The 20,704-nt window shown below is 64.9% G+C and carries 17 protein-coding genes and 1 pseudogene; 17 read left to right on the top strand and 1 reads right to left on the bottom strand.

Annotated elements, in window-relative coordinates:
• Window positions 1–4: 4 nt before the first annotated feature.
• The 7 genes from NTD82_RS04045 (at window position 5) to NTD82_RS04015 (ending at window position 7,840) form a co-directional block, all read left to right on the top strand.
• Window positions 5–913: a LysR family transcriptional regulator gene (locus tag NTD82_RS04045; RefSeq protein ID WP_262127833.1), complete on the top strand. Its 909-nt coding sequence runs from the start codon at window positions 5–7 to the stop codon at window positions 911–913.
• Between the two features lie 186 nt (window positions 914–1,099).
• The gene (locus NTD82_RS04040; RefSeq protein WP_262127832.1) at window positions 1,100–2,002 is read left to right on the top strand and encodes a LysR family transcriptional regulator; all 903 of its coding nucleotides are present in this window, start codon (window positions 1,100–1,102) and stop codon (window positions 2,000–2,002) included.
• A gap of 151 nt (window positions 2,003–2,153) precedes the next feature.
• Window positions 2,154–2,612 (top strand): (2Fe-2S)-binding protein, encoded by a 459-nt coding sequence (locus NTD82_RS04035; RefSeq protein ID WP_262127831.1) that lies wholly within the window; start codon window positions 2,154–2,156, stop codon window positions 2,610–2,612.
• Window positions 2,612–4,870: a xanthine dehydrogenase family protein molybdopterin-binding subunit gene (locus NTD82_RS04030; protein ID WP_262127830.1), complete on the top strand. Its 2,259-nt coding sequence runs from the start codon at window positions 2,612–2,614 to the stop codon at window positions 4,868–4,870. Before NTD82_RS04035 ends, NTD82_RS04030 begins: the two co-directional genes overlap by 1 nt.
• 12 nt (window positions 4,871–4,882) lie before the next feature.
• Window positions 4,883–6,235, top strand: coding sequence for a c-type cytochrome (locus tag NTD82_RS04025; RefSeq protein WP_262127829.1), 1,353 nt, complete (start codon window positions 4,883–4,885; stop codon window positions 6,233–6,235).
• A 16-nt stretch (window positions 6,236–6,251) separates the two neighbouring features.
• The gene (locus tag NTD82_RS04020) at window positions 6,252–7,274 is read left to right on the top strand and encodes an XdhC family protein (protein ID WP_262127828.1); all 1,023 of its coding nucleotides are present in this window, start codon (window positions 6,252–6,254) and stop codon (window positions 7,272–7,274) included.
• Window positions 7,271–7,840: an NTP transferase domain-containing protein gene (locus NTD82_RS04015; RefSeq protein WP_262127827.1), complete on the top strand. Its 570-nt coding sequence runs from the start codon at window positions 7,271–7,273 to the stop codon at window positions 7,838–7,840. The genes NTD82_RS04020 and NTD82_RS04015 overlap by 4 nt, the downstream gene beginning before the upstream one ends.
• A gap of 49 nt (window positions 7,841–7,889) precedes the next feature.
• Here the strand turns inward: NTD82_RS04015 and NTD82_RS04010 are convergent, their stop codons facing one another.
• Entirely contained in the window at window positions 7,890–8,492 is a 603-nt protein-coding gene (locus tag NTD82_RS04010) for a TetR/AcrR family transcriptional regulator (RefSeq protein WP_262127826.1), read from the bottom strand.
• Between the two features lie 127 nt (window positions 8,493–8,619).
• Between NTD82_RS04010 and NTD82_RS04005 the strand changes: the two genes are divergently transcribed.
• From NTD82_RS04005 to NTD82_RS03965, 10 genes and pseudogenes are all read left to right on the top strand, one after another.
• Window positions 8,620–9,852 (top strand): serine hydrolase domain-containing protein, encoded by a 1,233-nt coding sequence (locus NTD82_RS04005; protein ID WP_262127825.1) that lies wholly within the window; start codon window positions 8,620–8,622, stop codon window positions 9,850–9,852.
• A 21-nt stretch (window positions 9,853–9,873) separates the two neighbouring features.
• Complete coding sequence (locus tag NTD82_RS04000) at window positions 9,874–10,995, top strand: extracellular solute-binding protein (protein ID WP_262127824.1); 1,122 nt, start codon at window positions 9,874–9,876, stop codon at window positions 10,993–10,995.
• Between the two features lie 229 nt (window positions 10,996–11,224).
• Complete coding sequence (locus NTD82_RS03995) at window positions 11,225–12,046, top strand: TorF family putative porin (RefSeq protein WP_262127823.1); 822 nt, start codon at window positions 11,225–11,227, stop codon at window positions 12,044–12,046.
• A gap of 78 nt (window positions 12,047–12,124) precedes the next feature.
• Window positions 12,125–13,987, top strand: coding sequence for a CocE/NonD family hydrolase (locus NTD82_RS03990; RefSeq protein WP_262127822.1), 1,863 nt, complete (start codon window positions 12,125–12,127; stop codon window positions 13,985–13,987).
• 60 nt (window positions 13,988–14,047) lie between these two features.
• Window positions 14,048–14,617, top strand: a complete 570-nt coding sequence (locus NTD82_RS03985; RefSeq protein WP_262127821.1) for a DUF3237 domain-containing protein — start codon at window positions 14,048–14,050, stop codon at window positions 14,615–14,617.
• Window positions 14,618–14,696: 79 nt separating this feature from the next.
• Window positions 14,697–15,473, top strand: a pseudogene (locus NTD82_RS29220) (cache domain-containing protein); the annotation flags it as partial.
• Between the two features lie 27 nt (window positions 15,474–15,500).
• Window positions 15,501–16,337 carry a methyl-accepting chemotaxis protein gene (locus NTD82_RS29215; RefSeq protein WP_410017026.1) on the top strand — a complete coding sequence of 279 codons (837 nt, stop codon included), beginning with the start codon at window positions 15,501–15,503 and terminating at the stop codon, window positions 16,335–16,337.
• 98 nt (window positions 16,338–16,435) lie between these two features.
• Complete coding sequence (locus tag NTD82_RS03975; protein WP_262127819.1) at window positions 16,436–18,178, top strand: amidohydrolase; 1,743 nt, start codon at window positions 16,436–16,438, stop codon at window positions 18,176–18,178.
• A 139-nt stretch (window positions 18,179–18,317) separates the two neighbouring features.
• Window positions 18,318–19,460, top strand: coding sequence for a hypothetical protein (locus NTD82_RS03970; protein WP_262127818.1), 1,143 nt, complete (start codon window positions 18,318–18,320; stop codon window positions 19,458–19,460).
• Between the two features lie 60 nt (window positions 19,461–19,520).
• Window positions 19,521–20,660 (top strand): hypothetical protein, encoded by a 1,140-nt coding sequence (locus tag NTD82_RS03965; RefSeq protein WP_262127817.1) that lies wholly within the window; start codon window positions 19,521–19,523, stop codon window positions 20,658–20,660.
• The last annotated feature ends 44 nt before the right edge of the window (window positions 20,661–20,704 follow it).

The raw sequence follows: 20,704 nt of genomic DNA, 5'->3' as shown, positions 1-20,704 counted from the left end.
AGCCATGGAGCACAAATCCCTCCGCGAGGCCTTCAGCGGCCTCCCGGTTTTCTTCGCCGTCGCCCGTGAAGGCAGTTTCACCAAGGCCGCCGCACGCCTGAGGGTCACACAAACAGCGGTCAGCCATGCCGTTCGCGCCCTCGAAGCGCGACTGGGGGTGCAGTTGCTGGCCCGCAACTCACGCACCGTCACCCCCACCGAAGCCGGCGAGCAACTGCTGCGCAGGGTGGCCCCGCACATGGAAGCGATCGATAACGAACTCGAGGCCCTCAACGCGTTTCGCGACAGCCCCGCCGGTACGCTTCGTATCAGCGCTTCGGACCATGCGATCAACGCGGTGCTGATGGACAGGCTCAGGCAGTTCCTGCCGCACTACCCGCAGATCAAGGTCGAGCTGGTCGCCGACAACGGTTTCGTCGATATCGTCGCCGAGCGCTTCGACGCCGGCGTGCGCATGGGCGAGTCGCTGGATCAGGACATGATCGCGGTGCGCATCGGTCCCGACGCGCCCTTCGCGGTGGTGGCCAGCCCGGGCTATCTGGCCCAGCATGGCCGACCGCAAACGCCGGCGGACCTGCTCCAGCACAACTGCATCAATGTGCGCCTGCCCAGCCTCGGCAATCTGTGGGCCTGGGAGTTCGAGAAGGACGGTACGCCACTCAACCTGCGGGTGGACGGCCAACTGGTGTGCAACAGCAGCTTCGACTGCGTGGAAGCGGCAGTGGCCGGGCTGGGCATTTGCTATATGCCGGCAGAAATGACCAGGCTTCACTTGCAGGCCGGCGCGCTGGTGCAACTGCTGCACGACTGGTCCCCGACCTGGCCCGGGCTGCACCTGTACTACCCGAGCCGACGCCAGCCGTCTGCGGCGATGACGTTGCTCATCGCGGCCTTGCGCTATCCCGCAGCCTGAGTCCTATTTATCAATCCGATGCATAGGTACATGCGCTTTATCCGGGTTTTTGCAGGGCATGCCAATCCCTAGACTGGTGCCATCGTCCCGTAGCCCGCTTGACGACCCGTCAACGTCGAGCGCGACCCCGGCCGTTCCTCACCTGTTTTCGAGCCTGGATTTCAAGCCACTTCAAGGAACCCCCGGATGGCCAAAGAGCCCTACAGCGACTTGCTCGCATTGATCGCCGTGGCCCGCGAACGCAGCTTTACCCGCGCCGCGGCGCAACTGGGCATGTCGCAATCGATGCTCAGCCATACGATCGGTGCGATGGAGGCCCGCCTGGGCGTACGCCTGCTGACCCGCACCACCCGCAGCGTTGCCGTGACCGAGGCCGGCGAACGGCTGATCGCCAGCGTGGCGCCGAGGCTGGAGGCCATCGAGGCGCAGTTGCATGCGGTCGCCGAGTTCACCGATTCCGTCAGTGGCACCCTGCGCATCACCGCCGGCGACCATGCCATCGACTCGCTGCTGTGGCCGAAGCTGGCACCTTTGCTGGCCGTTCATCCCCGGCTGAACCTGGAAATGCACGCCGACTACAACCTCGTCGACATCGTCCAGGGCCGGTTCGATTTTGGCGTGCGCCTGGGTGACGGCCTGGCCCGGAACATCCGTGCGATCCCGATCGGCGCGGACTTCGGCATGGCAATCATCGGCAGCCCGGCGTACTTCGCCCGTCGCGAACCACCGCGTACTCCCGGTGAGCTGATGGATCACGACTGCATCAACTTGCGCCTGCCCACCTACGGCAACCTCTACGCCTGGGAACTGCAGCACGATGAGCAGGCGCTAAGCGTCAGGGTTGGCGGGCGCCTGGTGTTCAACGGCATCTATCAGGTGCTCAACGCCGCGCTGGATGGTCACGGCCTCGCCTATGTGCCGCAAGACCTGGCCCGCCCGCACCTCGCGACCGGCCGCTTGATTGCGGTGCTGGAGCAGTGCTGGCGGCGCTTTCCCGGTTATCACCTGTACTACGCGGCGCAGCGCAAGCCCTCGCCGGCCATGCAGGTGGTGATCGACGCTCTGCGGCTGCCGTCCGACGCGCCCTGATTCATCAATCCCGTTGCTGGGCTCATGCGATGAACGCGAAGAATGCCCCTTGCAGCCTTGTGCTAGCGTTTCTGGTTTGGGCCACGCGTCTGTGCGTGGCACCTGCCTATAAGAAAACCAAGACATCAACCGACTGATTAGCAGGTGAACCATGGAGCTACGAATCAACCAGAAGACCTATGAGGTCGAGGCTGACGCCGATACGCCCCTGCTGTGGGTGATCCGCGACGACCTGGGGCTGACCGGGACCAAGTATGGCTGCGGCCTGGCACAGTGCGGCGCCTGTTCGGTATTGGTGGACGGCAGCGTGGTGCGTTCCTGCGTCACCCCGGTGGCGGCGGTGAGCGGGCGCGAGGTGACCACCATCGAAGCCATCGAGGCCGACGAGGTGGGCAAGCGCGTGGTGGCGGCCTGGGTCGAACACCAGGTGGCCCAGTGCGGTTACTGCCAGTCCGGGCAAGTGATGGCGGCGACCGCGTTGCTCAAGCACACGGCGAAACCGAGCGATGCGCAGATCGACGCGGCCATGGTCAACCTGTGTCGCTGCGGCACCTACAACGCCATCCATGCCGCCGTGCATGACCTGGCGACGCAACAGGAGAACGTCTGATGAACACGCCCATCGACGCGCCCGAAGCATTGACTGCCCTGCTCAAGGGTGAACCGGTCAACCTGTCACGACGGGGTTTCCTGCTGGCATCCGCCGGCACCGCGGTCGGCGCTCTGGTCATCGGTTTCGGCCTGCCGCTGGGTTCGGCCAGGGTCCAGGCTGCCGCCGCCGCGGCCCAGGAGCGCGGCACCCAGGTGCCGGCGTTTCTTGAAATCCGCCCGGACAGCACCGTGCGCCTGCTTTGCCCGTTCATGGAGGGCGGACAAGGTACCTACACCGCCATGGCGCAGATCGTCGGCGAGGAACTGGACGCCGATCCCGCCACCTTCCTGGTCGATAGCGCGCCACCGGGCGATGCCTATGTGGTGATGGAAAACGGCATGCGCATTACCGGCGGCAGCATGTCGGTGCGCATGAGTTACCCGACCATGCGCCGTCTCGGCGCCCTGGCCAGGGCCATGTTACTGCAGGCCGCAGCCGAGCGTCTCGGCGTGCCGGTGAGCGAGCTGTCCACCGAGCCCGGCAAGGTGCTGCATGTGGCTTCGGGCCGCTCGCTGGCCTACGGCGAACTGGCCGAACGCGCCATGGACCTGCCGGTGCCCGACCCGGCCAGTGTGCAACTGCGCGACCCCAGCCAGTTCCGCTGGATCGGCAAGCCGGTGCGCCGCGTCGACGCCTACGACAAGTCCACCGGCAAGGCGCAGTACACCATCGACATCAGGCTCGACGGCATGCTCCATGCCGCGGTGCAACACGCGCCGCGCCTGGGCATGACGGTCGGCGAGCTGCGCAATGAAGCGCAGGTCAAGGCGATGAAGGGCGTGCATTCGGTCCATCGCCTGCCCGGCGCGGTCGCCGTGGTCGCCGAACGCTGGTGGCACGCCAAGCGTGCGGCCGAAGCCATCCAGGTCGACTGGCGGGAAGCGGCCAGCGACGGCAAGGTCCGGGCGATGCCCGCAGATTTCTCCAGCGATGCCTTTCGCGAGCGCCTCGCCGCCGAACAAGGGTCGGCCCGGGATGATGAACACGAGGGCGATGTCGCCGGCATCCTCGCCACCGCCAAGACCACGGTCGAGGCCACTTATCACAACCAATACCTCAACCACGCCCAACTGGAGCCGCCGTCCGCCCTGGCACGCTTCAACCCCGACGGCTCGCTGGAAGTCTGGCTGCCCAACCAGGCGCCGGACATGTTCCGCGCCGACATCGCCAAACGCACCGGCCTCGATCCCGCCCGGATCACCCTGCACTCGCCGCTGCTGGGCGGCTTTTTCGGCCGGCACTTTCTCTACGAGTCCGCCAATCCGTACCCCCAGGCCATCGAGCTGGCCAAGGCGGTCGGCCGCCCGGTGAAGCTGATCTGGAGCCGCGAGGAAGAATTCCTGCGTGATGTGCTGCGCCCGATCGCCGCGGTAAGGTTCCGCGCCGCGCTGGATGGCGACGGGCTGCCGCTGGCCATCGAAGCGATCAGTGCCACCGAAGGGCCCAGCGAAGCCCTCGCCGGCAAGCAGGGCGACAAGCTCGACCCCACCGCCCTGGAAGGGTTGTCAGGCAAGTCCTACGCCATCCCCAACAAACGTATCGCCCAGCGTTACGTCCAAGGCCCGATGATGCTCGGCTACTGGCGTTCGGTGGGCAATTCCCTGAATGACTTCTTCTACGAGGCGTTTCTCGACGAACTCGCCGACAAGGGCGGCAAGGACCCCTTCGAGCTGCGCCAGCACTTGCTGCGCGACAACCCGCGGTTGACCAACCTGCTGAATGCGGTGGGCGAGTTGTCCGGCGGCTGGAAGCGCGGCCCGTTTACCGCTGAAGACGGCACCCGGCGTGCCCGCGGCGTGGCCATGGCCTCGCCGTTCGGCTCCGAAGCTGCGGTAATCGCCGAAGTGTCGATCGAGAACGGCCAGGTCAGGGTGCACGACATCTGGCAGGCAATCGATCCGGGCAGCATCGTCAATCCGGCGATCATCGAGGCGCAGGTCAATGGCGCCGTGGCCCTGGGCCTGTCCCAGGCGCTGCTGGAAGAAGCGGTGTTCATCGACGGCAAGCCACGGGCGCGCAACTACGACCTGTACCCGATCCTGCCGCCGTCGCGCATGGCCAAGGTGCATGTGCGCATCATCGAGAGCGGGGCGAAAATGGGCGGCATCGGCGAACCACCGTTGCCGGCGGTCGCGCCGGCAGTGGCCAACGCGGTAGCGCGGCTGACCGGGCAGCGCATTCGCAGCATGCCCCTGAGCCGCTACACCTTCACCTGACGGGGAACGCCCATGACTCGCAGCCGATTCGCAAGAACCGCCGGCTGGCTGGTGCTGCCGTGCCTTGTCGCGGCGGGCCTGCTGGCCTGGTACGTCAACCGCGAGCCCGCCTCGCCGTTCGACGCCGCGCCACGCGCTGACGCCAGTGCCGATGCGGCGCTGGTCAGCCGTGGCGAATATGTGGCGCGCCTGAGCGATTGCGTTGCCTGCCACAGCCTGCCGGACGGCGCGCCATTCACTGGCGGGTTGCCGATGGCGACACCGCTGGGCGTGATCCATGCCACCAATATCACCCCCGAACGGGAGACCGGTATCGGCGGCTACAGCCTCGCCGACTTCGACCGCGCCGTGCGCCATGGCGTCGCGCCCGGCGGTCGGCGTTTGTACCCGGCCATGCCCTACCCGTCCTACGCCAAGCTCAGTGACGACGATGTCCGCGCGCTCTATGCATTCTTCATGCAAGGCGTGCGGCCGGTCAGGCAAGCCAACCTTGCGGGGAGCATTCCCTGGCCGCTGAACATGCGTTGGCCCATCGCTCTATGGAACGGTGTGTTCGCCGCGACCAGCCCCTACGCGGACAAACCCGCACAGGACGCGCAGTGGAACCGCGGCGCCTACATCGTCCAGGGGCCCGGCCATTGCGGCAGTTGTCATACTCCCCGCGGCCTAGCGTTCAACGAAAAAGCCCTGGATGAAACCGGCAAGCCGTACCTTGCCGGCGCCCTGCTCGACGGCTGGTACGCGCCGAGCCTGCGCGACGATCACAACACCGGGCTGGGGCGCTGGAGCGAGGCCGATATCGTCCGGTTCCTCAAGACCGGGCGCAATCAGCATGCGGTGGTCTACGGCTCGATGACCGAGGCCTTCAATAACTCCACGCAGTTCATGAGCGACGATGATCTGGCAGCAATCGCCCACTACCTGAAATCGCTGCCCGGCGATGCACAACGCGACGGCGCACCCTGGCAATACCAGGCGGTGTCCGCCGCACAGCACCTGGACAATGCCGGAGCGCATACCTACGTGACCCGCTGCGCTTCCTGCCATGGACTCGACGGCAAGGGACTGGCCGAGTGGATGCCGCCGCTGGCCGGGGCGACTTCGGCGCTCGCCCGCGAGGACGCCTCGGCGATCAATATCACCCTCAATGGCTCGCAACGGGTGGTCGCCGCCGGGTTGCCGGATGCCTACCGCATGCCGGCGTTCCGCGCGCAACTGACGGACCAGGAAATCGCCGATGTGCTGAGTTTCATCCGCACCACCTGGGGCAACCAGGGTGGCAAGGTCGAGGCCCAGGCCGTCGGCAAGCTGCGCGGCCACACCGATCCGGCCAGCAGCAGCCCGATCATTCTGCAGATGCGCTGAGGAGGTGATGGCAATCATGGAAAGCATCGATTTGCTGGTCCTGCGTAGCGTCCGCGACTGGGTCAAGGCGGGCGAGCCGGTGTTGCTGGCCACCGTCGCCCGCACCTGGGGTTCGTCACCCCGGCCGGTGGGTTCGATGATGGCGCTGCGCGGCGATGGCCGGGTGGTGGGCAGCGTCTCCGGCGGCTGCATCGAGGATGACCTGATCCATCGCTACACCACGGCCTATGGCGGCGCCGGCATGCGCGGCGGCTTGCCCGAAGTGGTGCGCTACGGCGTCAGCGCCGACGAAGCCCACCGGTTCGGCCTGCCCTGCGGCGGCACCCTCGAACTGATCCTCGAATTCGACCCGGCACCGGCCCGTCTGGAGCAGTTGCTCGAGCTGCTCGATAGCGGCAGCCTGGTGCGCCGCGACCTCGACCTGAGCGACGGCCAGGTCACCCTGACCCCGACCCAACTCCCGGAGCAGTTCAGCTTCGATGGCCGGCACATGTTCAACACCCTCGGCCCCGGCTACCGCGTGCTGTTGATCGGCGCCGGGGCGCTGGCCGAGTACCTGGCGACCATGGCCCTGTTCAACGGTTTCAAGGTCTCGGTGTGCGACCCACGGCCCGAGTACATGGGCGGCTGGAACGTCGCCGGGGTCGAGAAGATCATCGGCATGCCGGATGACGTGGTCCGGGCCTACCGGGTCGATGTCCGCACCTGCATTGTCGCCCTCAGCCACGACCCCAAGCTGGATGACCTGGCTCTGCTGGAGGCCCTGCACAGCCCGGCGTTCTACGTCGGCGCCATCGGCTCGCGCCGTAACAGCCAGTTGCGCCGCGAGCGGCTGATCGAGCATTTCGGCGAAACCGAGGCCTCGCTCAAACGCCTGCATGGCCCCATCGGCATCTATATCGGCAGCAAGACCCCCGCCGAAATCGCGGTCAGCGTCATGGCCGAAATCCTTGCCGCCAAGAACGGCGTTGCCCTGCCTGGCGAAATCAGCGTCTCGCGGGCCAAGCACAGCCGCGAACTGCAGGTGCCAGCGGCATGAGCACCTGCGTGGCGTTGGTGCTGGCCGCCGGTCGAGGCAAGCGTTTTGGCAGCGACAAGCGGCTGGCGCGGCTCCCCTCTGGCCAGACCGTGCTGGCGGCGACAGTGGAGCGGGTGCTGACCTGCTTCGATGAGGTCCACGTGGTGCTGCGGCACGACGATGAACCTCGGCAGTTGGGCCTCGATAGCCGGGTCGCGCTCATCCGCGCCGAATACGCCGACGAAGGCATGGGCGCGAGCCTGGCCGCGGGCATTGGCGCGCTGGCGGATAATCCCGCCGTGGCAGTGGCGGTGTTGCTTGGAGACATGCCCTGGATCGAGACGCAGACGCTGCGGCAGTTGTGCGCCCAAGCTGATAGCGAGCGCATCCTGATGCCGCTTCACCACGGCCAGCGCGGTCACCCGGTGATTTTCGGGCGCCGCTTCTGGCCCGCCTTGTTGCGGGCAAACGGCGATCAGGGTGGCCGGCAGGTGATCGGCGACAACCCTCAGGCCTGTGTGCGGATCGAGGTGCAAGACCCCGGAGTTGTGCGGGATATCGATCTGCCTGGGGATCTCACGGGCTAAGTTACACCGACTATCCGCGCCGCAGCCTAAGCCAAGCGCCCCGATCCGCCTACGGCGCCAACCCCTCCACCAACGTCTGGGTCAGCGTGCGAATGCGCCGGTCATGGGCCTCCAGGTCCGGCACGTCGTCCTGCACCAGGCGCATGAACAGCGTCGAGCTGTAGTCATTGAGAAATTCCGCGACGAACTCGACATCGAACGACGCCTTCAACAAGCCCCGCGCTTGCAGATCGCGCAGCAAACCGGCCACTTCGACGATCAGGCGCTGGTTGAGGTGGGTCGCGGCGTCAGGGCGCGGGGTGAGCACGCCCAGCGGCAGCAATTCGCGCCATATCGCAGCGGGCAAGGCCTGCAGTTCACGGCGGATGATCTGCGATTCGAGATAACACATGGCGTCGACCGCGTTGTCGAATACGGGCATCTGCACCCGGGCGTCGCCGAGCGCGCGCTGGTCGGCGTGTTCCATCAGGGCTAGCAGGATGTCCTGCTTGCTGCCGAAGTAGTTGAACACCGTCGGTGTCGACACCCCGGCCTGGACGGCGATCTGCTCCACGGTGGTCGCGGTGAAGCCGTGCGTCTCGAACAGCTCCAGCGCCGCGGTAACGATGGCCTCCCGCCGCAGTTCCTTTTGTCTCTGTCGTAATCCGCTCACGTTCTTCTCCGGGTGGCCTTGGCAAGGTGCCGATTCTAGTAAATTTTCAATCTCGATCAAATATTTTATTTGACTATAAAATTATATGGAGATAAAAATTTCCCACCGCCACCCCACGGAGCTGTCCATGAACACCGATTTCGTCGAGGCAATGCGCAGTGCCTATCGCACCAGCGCTCCTTCCGTAACGCCGTTGATGGAGGGGTTTCCGCCGCCCGCCGAACAACGGGTGACATGGCATAACTTCATGACCCCGCCGCATAACCGCTGGGCGTTTCACAACCTGGGGCGGATCCGCCCGAGCATCAGCGTGCCACGTGGCCAGGCAGCCGCCGGACCCCTGCCCGCCGCCGGGTATTCGATCGCCGACTTCAGTTTCCTCAGCGCATCGGGCGATGACGTCAGCCTCGCCGATCACCTCGCGGCGACCCACACCGACGGCTGGCTGGTCATGAAAGACGGCCAGGTCGCCCAGGAGCTGTACGCCAACGGCCACGGCGAGACCACGCGTCACATCATGTTCTCGGTGACCAAATCGCTGATCGGCATGAAAGCCGAAGAACTGGTGCAGAACGGCCAACTGGACGATCAACGCTTGGCCACCCACTACGTCGCGGAGTTCGAAGGCAGTGCCTTCGGCGATGCCAGCGTGCGCCAGTTGATGGACATGGCTGTGTCCATCGACTACGACGAGGTCTATGACGACCCGGACTCCGGCAGTTCGCACTTCGGCTACGCCTGCGGGCTCACCCCGCCACCGGCCGGTATCCAGGCCTGTCAGTCGCTCTACGAATACCTGCCAGGGATGCGCAAGCGTGGCGAGCACGGCGGTTTCTTCCACTACGTGACCGCGACCACCGAAGCCCTCGGCTGGGTGATGGAGCGCGCCACCGGCCGCAGTTGCGCCGAGCTGCTGGGTGACATCTGGCAGGGCCTGGGCTGCGAGCGCGACGGGTTTTTCCTCGCTGATCCGTGGGGCCGCAACATCACCGGCTGCGGCTTCAACGCGACCCTGCGCGACATGGCCCGCTACGGCAGCCTGCTGCTCGACCGCGGCCATTGCCAGGGCCGCCAACTGCTCAGCGCCGACGCCATCGGCGCCGTGCTGGCCGGTGGTGATCCGGCCATCTATGCCGCCAACGAGAGCTTCGCCCAGTGGAGTCCCGGGGCCAGCTACAAAAGCCAGTGGTATGTCTATCCCGGCGAAGCGCTGCTGGCGGTGGGCATCCACGGCCAGTACCTGTACCTGGATTTCGAGCGCCGCGTGGTAATCGTCAAGCAGTCGTCGATGCCGGTGGCCGAAAGCATCCTCGATATCGACACCGTCTGCCTGCTCCGCGCCCTCGCCCGTGCGCTCTGATCTGATCGACAGGAGAGCTCCATGAAGCATTTGCTGAAAACCATGACCACGGCCCTGCTGCTGGGCGGCGCCAGCCTGCTCGTCCAGGCCCAGGACCAGGCCCCGAATCAAAGCCCGGGCGGCGAACTGCGCATCTACAACTGGATCGAGTACCTGCCCAAGGACGTGGTGCAGGATTTCCAGAAACGCACCGGCATCAAGGTCATCTACGACGTCTTCGACAGCCCGCAAACACTGGAAGCGCGCCTGCTGACCGGCACGGCGGGTTACGACCTCGCGTTCCCCGGCAGCAGCCAGGTGCCCAACCTGATCGCCGCCGGCGCCGTGCTGCCGCTGGACCGCCAGCAGTTGCCGAACTGGCACCAGCTCGACGCCAGCACCCTGCAACAGCGCGAACACCTCGACCCCGGCAACCGCTACTCGGTGCCCTACCTGCTGGGCAGCACGCTGATCGGCTACAACAAGGCCAAGGTCGAGGCGGTACTCGGCAAAGACGTCGACATGCGCGACTACGACTGGCTGTTCAAACCGGAGCGCATCGCCCGCTTGAGCCAGTGCGGCGTGGCCATTCTCGACAGCCCCAACGAGGTCGTGCCGATCGCCCTGCACTACCTCGGCCTGGACCCGAACAGCACGCGCCAGGCCGATTACGACAAGGTCGAGGCGCTGCTCAAATCGATCCGGCCCTACGTGCGCTACTTCAACTCGTCCAAGTACCCCCAGGACCTGGCCAACGGCGATATCTGCGTGGCCCTCGGCTGGTCCGGCGGGATGCTCGCGGCGCGCAACATGGCCCTCGGCGCCAACAACGGCAACGACATCCGCATGGCCTTGCCGCGCCAGGGCACGCTGATGTGGTCCGACGACATGGTGATCCCCAAGGGCGCGAAGAACCTCGCCCAGGCCCATGCCTTCATCGACTGGCTGCTGCAACCGGAGGTGATCGCCCGGGTCACCAACCAGATCGGCTACCCCAACCCCACCCCGGCGAGCAAGGCGCTGATCGACCCGCAACTGCTGGGCGAACACAACCTGTTCGTCCCGGACGAGGACCGTCACCTGCTGTTCCAGGCCGAGCCGCCACAACGGCAAGTGCTGCGCCTGCTGACACGGCTGTGGAACCGGATTCGCTCCGATGTCTGAAGCACTCGCTCAACCGCACAAGGAGAACAGCATCCGCCGACACTGATTCGCAACCCGCTTCACCCGCCAATAACAACCCTTGCCCGGTGCCTGAGTGGCTCGTCTTCGATCGAGCCAGCGCTCTCGTCATGCCCGGAAAAAGCGCGGGGGCCATCAGGCCATCCAATAACAAGACCTACAACGCAACGCCCTTATCTGCCAGATCAATCACAACAATGGAGCAGAACGCATGAACAAATTGACTCTCGGGGGGCTGGCCGGCGCCTTGCTCGGCCTCTCACTGTCCGCCCAGGCCATCGACCTGACCCCGGAAACCCTGCTCGACATCAACGTCGGGCTGGCCAGCGACTACCGCGTCGGCGGCTTTTCCCTGAACCAGAACGACGGCCCCGTCCTGCTCACGTCCGCCACCCTGGTGCACAAGATCAGCGGTCTCTATGCCGGCGTCTTCACGGCCAACGTCGACATGGGCACCCAGAGCAACCGCGAATGGGATTACTACGTCGGTATCGCCCGGCCGATCACCGAGAACACGCGCTTCTCGCTGTCCTACGTCCGCTACGAATACCCCGGCGATAGCTGGATCAACTTCGGCGAATGGATCGGCACCCTCGGCTACCGCAACGCCACCGTGGGCTTCAAATACGCCAACGACCTGCGCAACCCGCCGGCCCGCGCCGCGGCCGCCGCCCAGGTCGACCAATTGATCGGCTGGGGCGTATTGCCCGCCAACGCCGCCATCACCGAGCGCGATGGGCACCGCCTGATCAGTTGGGCCGAATACGACTTCTATCTGCCGTGGCAGACCAAGCTCAACGTCCGCTTCGGCCACACCTCGACCCCGGACGAACAGGCCTGGCGCTCGGCCAGCGGCAAGTACCGCAGCGACTACAACGACTGGCAACTGGCGGTCAGCAAGCGCGCCTACGGCCTGGAATGGAAGGCCGCCTACATCGACACCGACCTGTCCGAGGCCGAGTGCACCAACAACTTCGGCAAGGGCGGCGACTGCTCCGCCACCGTGGTGTTCTCCGCCAGCAAGCGCTTCTGAGCACTGACTGAATGATGCGGGCCGCACGTCAGCGCCCCGCCACCCTACGCAACGACTGATCCGAGGATAGTTATGTCCATGCCCTCCCTCACCCGCGCGCTGAGCCTCAGCGCCCTGAGCCTGGCCCTGCTGCTTGCCGGTTGCGCCGGTGCCCCGCCCGGCGGCGACGGCCTGCCGCCGTCCGACCGCAGCTTCGAAGCCTTCTGGGGCAAGCGCGTCACCGGCTACATCACCGCCGCCGACGGCACCCAACTGCGCTACTCGGTCTTGCTGCCCAAGGGCGAAGGCAAGTTCCCGGTGCTGGTTCGCTACAGCGGTTACGACTCCGGCAGCATCGGTGGCTCGGCCTACCTGCAAGACAACGAAACCTTCTCCGTGGCCATGGACAAGGACCTGGTGCAACGCGGCTACGCTGTGATGGGCGTGCAAGCCCGCGGCACCGGTTGCTCGCAAGGCACCTTCGATTTCCTCGGCCCGGAATACGGCAGCGACGGCCGCAGCGCAGTCGAGTTCGCCGCGCAGCAGAACTGGTCCAACGGCAGTGTCGGCATGTTCGGCTGGTCGTGGGCCGGCATGTCGCAGTTGATGACCGCTTCGGAACGCCCGCAGGGCCTCAAGGCCATCGCGCCGGGCATGATCCTCGGCGATGCCTACACCGACAGTTGGTTCCTCGGCGGCGTGCCAAACCAGGAATTCACCACCACCTGGCACTGGTTCGTCGACCAGCGCTGGGAGGCGGTGAAGGCCAGCGCGAAAAGCGAAGGCGACGAGCGCTGCATCGCCCAGGTGACGGAAAACCAGGCCAAGGTGGTCGACACCTCGCTGATGTACCAGATGCTCCGTCACCCGCAGCACGATGAATGGATGAAACAGCGCGCCCCGCGCGACCGCGCCAATCTTGTGCAGGTGCCGGTGCTGTCGATGCAGGCCTGGCAGGACGAGGCGGTGCTGGCCCGCGAAGGCTTCTACCAGGAGCGCCTCGACCCGAAAAAACTCTGGATGGTGCAAACCAGCGGCGGCCACAACCTCTACGAATCGGGGCGCTTCCGCAAAAAGCTGTACGCCTTCCTCGACCACTTCGTCAAAGGCGAGCAGAACAGTTTCGAAAGCACCCCGCACCTGGAAATCTGGCAGGAAACCGTGGCCGACGACCGCAGCGGTCGCCATCAGGCCAACGAAAGCGCGCGCCCCGGCTGGACCATCGAACGCAACCAGTACCCGCTGCCGGTCAAGCCGGTGAGCTTCGCCCTCAACGAGGGCGGCGAACTGGTCCAGGGCGGCAAGGGCAGCGGCAAACCGGACGCCTATATCTATCCGATCCCCGGCCCGGACGTGAACACCTACCTCAAGGACCATGCCTGGGGCTGGCAGCACCCGCTGTGGCGTGACGGCAGCCTGGCCTACACCAGCGCGCCGTTCGAACGCGACTTCCTCAGCTACGGCAGCGCCAGCGCGGACATCTGGCTGTCGACCTTCCTCGCCCCGGACACCGATGTGCAGGTGACCATCACCGAGGTGCGCCCAGACGACAAGGAAGTCTTCGTCCAGCGCGGCTGGCTGCGCATGTCCAACCGCAAACTGGACGACAGCAAATCCAGCGAACTGCGGCCACAGCAGCTCAACGAACCGGACGGTATCCAGCCGATGCTGCCGAACGTGCCGGCGCTGGGCCGGGTGGAAATCCCGCCGTTCTCCCATCCGTTCCGTGAAGGCTCGCGCCTGCGCATCTGGATCGACGCGCCCTCGCGCACCGGCGGCTACGGCTTCGCCTACTACGCGCTGTCCAGCCGCAACACGGTGTTCCATGACGTGGCGCACCCTTCGCGACTGGTGCTCGGCGAGCTGACCGGGGTGAACGTGCCGACAGACCTGCCCGAGTGCAATTCACTGCTCAAACAGCCTTGCCGCCACGATCCGCTGTCGTCCTGGCCGCCGTTCTGACCCCCGCGCCACCCGCGACGGACGCGGGTGGCCCACCCCTCATTGCCACGAGCTGAAACCATGAAAGCACTCAACACACTGCGCCTGCTGTGCCTGTTTCTCGCCGCGATCTGCCTGTCACCGGCCCAGGCGCTGGAACTCAAGGAAAAAGTCCCCAAGCGCCTGGACAACCAACTGGTCCTGCAGATCAGCGTCCAGCTCGGCCCGCGCGAAGACATGGGCAAGGGCCCGGACGGCATGCGCATCAACTACCCGATCATCGGCGGCAGCTTCACCGGCAAGGGCTTCAAGGGCACCGTCGTTCCGGGCGGCGCCGACATGTCGGTGACCCGCGACGACGGCGTCACCCTGATCAACGCGCTGTACCGCCTGAAGACCGATGACGGCCAGCTCATCATCATCGACAACCCGGGCATCTGGCGCCTCAATGAATCCGGGCTGGCCAAGAAAGCCAAGGGCCTGGAACTGCGCGACATGCAGGAAAGCGATTTCTATTGCCGCACCACGCCGCGCTTCAAGACCCAGCCGGGCGCCAATGCCTGGCTCAACGACTATGTGTTCGTCGGCACCATCGACGGCATCAGCGAGCATGAGGTGCTGATCAGCGTCTACAAGGTTGGCGGCGTCTGATGCTGCCAGGGCGCACGCACTCCGCTCCCTGGCGTGCGCCCGTTTTTTTCCGTTGGGCAGTCGTACCGCGAGGCGCACCATGCTGAGCCTGAGAAACATCGCAATCGAAAGACGCCTGTGGCTGATCCTGCTGGTCGCCATGCTGACCATCGCCGTGCTCATGGCGCTGGTCCTGCTGCAGATCCGCTCCGGTTTGTACGGGGCCAAGATCTACCAGATCCAGACCGCCGTGGAGAACACCGCCGGCATCCTCCAGCGCTTCCATCACCTGCAGCAGCAAGGGGTGCTGAGCGAGGAAGAGGCACAACAACAGGCGCGGGAAATGATCCGCGGACTGCGCTATGACAGCACCGAGTACTTCTTCATCCAGAGCCTCGACCAGCGGATGCTTCTGCACCCGCTGAGCCCGGCACTCGAAGGCCGGGACGTCAGCGGCCTGAAAGATGCCAACGGCCTGGCGATCAACGGCGAGATGCTGAAGATCGCCCAGGGCGCCGGCAAAGGCATCGTCGAATACAGTTGGACGAAACCCGGCGGCGCCGGTGCGGCGGACAAGATCTCCTATGTCGAGCTGTTCAAGCCCTGGGGCTGGATTCTCGGCAGCGGCGTGTACATCGACGACATCCAGGCCCGCTTCCACTACGAAGTGCTGCGCATCGGCGCCATTGGCCTGGCCTTGTCGGCGCTGCTGGTGCTGGTGACCGCGCTGATTTCCCGAGGCATCGCCCGGCCGTTGAAAAACACCGTGCAGGCCATGGCCGAAATCGCCCGCGGCAATGGCGACCTGACCCGCCAACTGGCGACCGATGGCCGCGACGAGCTGTCCGGGCTGGCGCGGGACTTCAACAGCTTTACCGCGACCCTGCGCGGCATCATCGGTGACATGCGCGTCGCCGCGACGGCGACCGACGAAGCCGCGCAGACCATCCACGACAACGCAACGTCCGCCCGGCAACAGAGCGCGCTGCAAGCACAACAAGTGACGCTGATCGCCACCGCGCTCAATGAAGTGACCTACAGCATCCAGGACGTCGCCAGCCACGCGCAGGCGTCGGCGAAAGAAGCGTCCGACGCCGAATCCCAGGCGCTGGACGGGCTGAAGAACGTTGAACTGACCCTGCGTGAAATCGACGGGCTGTCGACCCTGATCAACAGCGGCGTCGAGACTATCAATGCGGTGGCGCAACAGAGCGAGCGGATCAGCTCGGTGCTGGCCATCGTCCGGGCGATTGCCGAGCAGACCAACCTGCTCGCTCTCAATGCCGCCATCGAGGCGGCACGGGCTGGCGAACAGGGCCGCGGCTTCGCAGTGGTCGCCGATGAAGTGCGCCTGTTGGCGCAGCGCACCCAGGACGCCACCACGGAAATCCAGGGCATGATCGGCGAACTGAGCGTCAGCAGCGGCAACGCCGTGGCGATGATCAGCCAGACCCGCACGCTGTCCGGGCACACCGTCACCCAAGCCAGCCTGGCCGGCGAGCGCTTGCGCGCCATCGTCGAGTCGTTGCGGGCCATCGCCCTGCAGGGCAGCAGCGTGGCCGAGGCGACCTTGCAACAGTCACTGGCCGTCGAAGACATCAACCGCAACCTGTCCAGCGCTGCCGAACAGGCCAAGGAAGCCGCCGACTTCGCCGAACGCACCCGCGAACTGAGCGACCGTCTGCATGCGGGTTCCAGTGATCTGAAACTTACCTTGAACCGCTTCAGGATCGAGCACTGAGTATCGCGAGCAAGCTCGCTCCTACGGTAATGCGGTCCTGTAGGAGCGAGCTTGCTCGCGAAAGGTTCCCCTTTTCCACACCGACACCGAGCACGCCAATGAAACGATTGTCCACCACCCTCTGCGCCCTATTGCTGGCCCATTTCACCGGCCATGCCCAAGCTGCGGCCGACCTCATCCTGGTCAATGGCCAGATCTTCACCGCCGACCAGCACCGGCCCCAGGTCCAGGCCATGGCGGTCGAAGGCGACAAGGTCGTCGCCACCGGCAGCAACGAGCAGATCCGCGCCCTCGCCGATGCCGACACCCAGGTGCTCGACCTCGCCGGCAAGCGGGTCATGCCGGGCCTGATCGACACCCATTCCCACGCCATTTTCGGCGGGCTCTCGCTGTCGGCGGCGAACCTGCAGGATGAAGTCATCACCCTCCCCGAGCTGGAACAACGCCTGCGCCAGTGGCGCGATAACGGCCAGGCCCGGTTGGGCGCGGACACCCTGCAGGTGCAGGGCATGAACTCGCGCTACTGGTCCCAGGCCGAAGCGCTGGGGCGGATCTTCAACCAGGGCGAATGGGCCGCGACCCCGGTCATCCTGATGGGCAGCGACCACCACACCGCCTGGGTCAATGCCCGCATGCTTGCCGTCGCCGGCATCGACAAAGCGTTGCTGGCCAGCCTCGACGCAGCCGAGCGCGACACCATCGGCGTGCTGCCGAATGGCGAGCCCAGCGGCTTTCTGGTGGACGCCGGATGGGACCGGGTCTCGGCCGTGCTGCCGCCACTCGACGACGCCACCTTGCTCAAGGGCGCCGAAGCCGCGGTGCGCTACAACAACAGCCTCGGCATCACCGGCTGGATGGACCCGGCGGCCAACGCCTCGCCCGGCCAGGCGGTGTTCGCCATCAAACCCACGGCAACCACCGTCGGCGTGCTGCCGGGCTACAAGGCGCTGGGCCTCAAGGGCCAGTTGAGCGCCCACGTCGCCGCCTTGCTGGTGGCCAACCCGAAAAGCCGCCCCGCCGACCTGGAGGTGCTGGAAACGGTTCGCCAGCAGTTCGCAGGCGTGCCCAACCTGACTTTGCCGGGCATCAAGATCTTCGCCGACGGCGTGCTGGAATTCCCCGCGCAGAGCGCCGCGGTAATCTCGCCCTACAGCAACAGCCACAAACAGGGCGAACTGCTGTTCGATCCCGAGCACTTCGGCGAATTGGTCACTGCTGCGGACAAACGCGGCTGGCTGGTGCATATCCATGCCGTCGGCGACCGTGCCGTGCGCGAATCGCTCAACGCCTTCGAACAGGCCCGCGCCGCCGGTGACAGCGGGATTCCCCACTCCATCACCCACCTGCAACTGGTCAACCCCAAAGAGTTCACCCGCTTCAAACCGCTCAACGTGATTGCCTCGATGCAACTGCTCTGGGCGATTGGCGACGAATACGCCATCGACATGGTCAAGCCCTACGTCAGCGCCTTTGCCTTCCGCTTCCAGTACCCGGCCCGCTCGCTGCTCAAGGCCGGCGCCACCATCGCCGGCGCCAGCGACTGGCCGGTATCGCCCGCCAACCCGTGGATGGCCATCGCCCAGGCGACCACCCGGCGCGGCAGCAAAGGCGTGCTCAACCCCGAAGAAACCATCCCGCGCGAGGTGATGTTCTACGCCTACACCCTGAACGCCGCGAAAACCATCCGCCTGGAAGACCGGATCGGCTCGCTGGTCAAAGGCAAGCAGGCGGATTTCGTCGTGCTCGACCGGGATGTGTTCACCGTCGACGAGCAGGCCCTGGCCGAGACGCAGGTGGTGCAGACCTGGTTTGGCGGGAAGGAGGTGTATCGGCAACCATAGGCAACGGGCTGAAAGGGAATTGTTGTTTCGCGATGGCGCATTGATATCTATGTGCTATTACTTCTGTTCCTCGACCTTGCAATGGAACTGCAAAAGTCAGGCGTGAGGTCGCCAGTAATATCGCGCAAAAGGAATTGCCATGAGTGAAACAGCAAGGACACAGGCCGCCGCATCGGTTGGTCCATGGAGCAAGCTCTATGAACTCAAAATCGAATTCGCGGACGACGGCGTCCCTAATGCCGGCAAAATCTACAAGAATGGCTATCAGCAGATCGGAGTGCTGCTGACGGCCAAGCCGACAGACGACCAGGGCAACCCGCTGACCGAAAGCAACAGCCCCGGCATCACCGCGCTGGTACGCCGCGCCCTCGGGTTGGTGGACTACAAGGATGCCAGCCGGCTGCAGTTCGTCCAGGCCGGCAACACCGGCGCACACTGGTGCTACACCGACACGGCCAACGGATTCACCACAGGCAGTTCGATGAACACGTTCCTGTTCAGCACAGGCTCCGTGGATGATGCGGACAGTGACGTGCTGCAATTCAGTTTCTACGTCATGTGCCCGCCGGCTGAACATGCCGCGACCATTGCCATCGCCGCGCAAGCCGATGTGCCCAACCCCGACAGCGGCGGCACCTACTCGGTGACCACGCGTGGCGTCGAACCCAACGATTTCCCAAAGAACACGCTCAGCATCGCCGCCGTGCCGCCGGTTCGCTACACCGACCTCAACACTGACCTCGCCTCGTTCCAGGCCTATCAGGATCCGGACAACAGCGAGACGCAAAAGATCGTGGCGCACAACCATGTGTTTGCCTGCCGCGAGCCAGGCCATGAGTTCATCCGCTTCGACATCGCCCCGGCCAGCGTCGGCGAGTACTGGCATGTCTTCGACGAAAGCACCGCTTACCAGAACCCCGGCGAAGCATTCAAGCGCTACCGCAAATTCAACATCGCCTATGCCTGGAGCAAATCCAGCCCAGCGCAACAGCAGGTGTTCGGTCTGAAGGATCAACCGGGTAGCGCGTCCCACTGGTGGCCGGTTCAGGTCAACCAAGACGACAATTCCTTCTATTTCACCGTCGCCGAGTACGACACGACCCTGGGCGGTGGCCGCGGCTTCGGTTACCCCGGTTCGCCGGTCAACGTCTCTTCGCCGGCTAGCGGCGGCAAGTCCAATGTGTATTTCACCGTGTGGGATCAGTTCGGCAACTCAGGGGACTTCACCCCGGAAACCGAGGGGCTTCTCGATGATTTCAAGGTAAAGCCGGGCAGGTCCTGATCACCCCTGTGATCCCGATGATCGACCTGAACAAACCTTCCAATACTTACGGTGAATACCATGCACGCATTGCAATCAAGAGAAGAAATCGCCGCCAGCATCGACCAGAACGCCTCGGCGGCGAGCAATAGCTGGGCCGGAATCGACAAGCTATCCATTCATTTCAGCGACAACCCGGGCACCTCCGGGGGCCAGTTGTACCGCAACGGCAAGAACCAGGTCGGGGTCACGGTGCAAACCCGTGCGGTAGACAGCCGCAGAAACTGGATCATCCCGGACCAGGACCTGCTCCAGAGAATATTCAGCGCCTTGTGGCTGGTGAACGGGGAAAACCTGGCGCAGTTTTCCTGGAACAACGGGCAGCAGAACAACTGGTGCTTCAGCGATGTCCGCAACGCGTTTCTGACCACGCCGTCCGGGGGGGCCGCGTTTGTCCGTGAGCAGCACAGCTTGAGCGCGACGGTTGGCGATGATGGCACCATCTACTTCCAGTTCTACGTCACCTGTCCTTACCAGGTGACCCTTGCCAGCATCAGCATCGCCGCACAGATCAAAGGCGTGCCTGACGGCCATGGCGGTAGCCAGAACATGGATTGCGCGGGAAAAACCAGCGGCATCACAGCCAGTACGGTGTCGATCACATCGCACGAACCGCCCAATTTTTCCCCGTCAGAGCTGCAATATTTCCCGACTCGGACCATCGTCAACGGCGATGCGCCCTCCAACCACAAAGACTCCAAGAACTGGCTGTTCGAGTACCAATGGTCCGCCCCCCCGGCGTTCCCCATCCACAGCGCGGAATGGGTGAGCGGCGAAAACTGGACGTATTACACCAACTTCCAGTGTGGTAACCCGAAAAGTGGCTACCTATGGATGGCCGGTGGCCGTATCCACCTGCCCGGAACGACCTACAACGGCAACACCCAGAGCTATTTGCTGAGCAATTACTGGTACAGCGGTTCGGTGGATCGGCCCTTTAGCGTGACGACGGCCAACAACGCCATAAAACTGACCCGTTTCATTACCGGCAACTACTCCTACATCGACGGCGATGCCGGCAACTTCAACCGTACCGGGGATCACCAGGTCAAGGTGACGGACATCTATGGCACGGTGCGCTGGTTGACCATCCGCGCCTTTACCACCGCCGACGAGGGCAACCGCCCGCCCATCACCAGCGCCATTGACACCCACGGCTGATGCTGCGAGGGGCGGTGCCCCCACGCACCGCTCCGCTCCCCCGA

Origin of the sequence: Pseudomonas sp. 5P_5.1_Bac1 (assembly GCF_025466015.1) — a bacterium.
Lineage (GTDB): Bacteria > Pseudomonadota > Gammaproteobacteria > Pseudomonadales > Pseudomonadaceae > Aquipseudomonas.
Note: the sequence above shows the minus strand (reverse complement) of the source record. Positions and strands in the feature narration are given on the sequence as shown.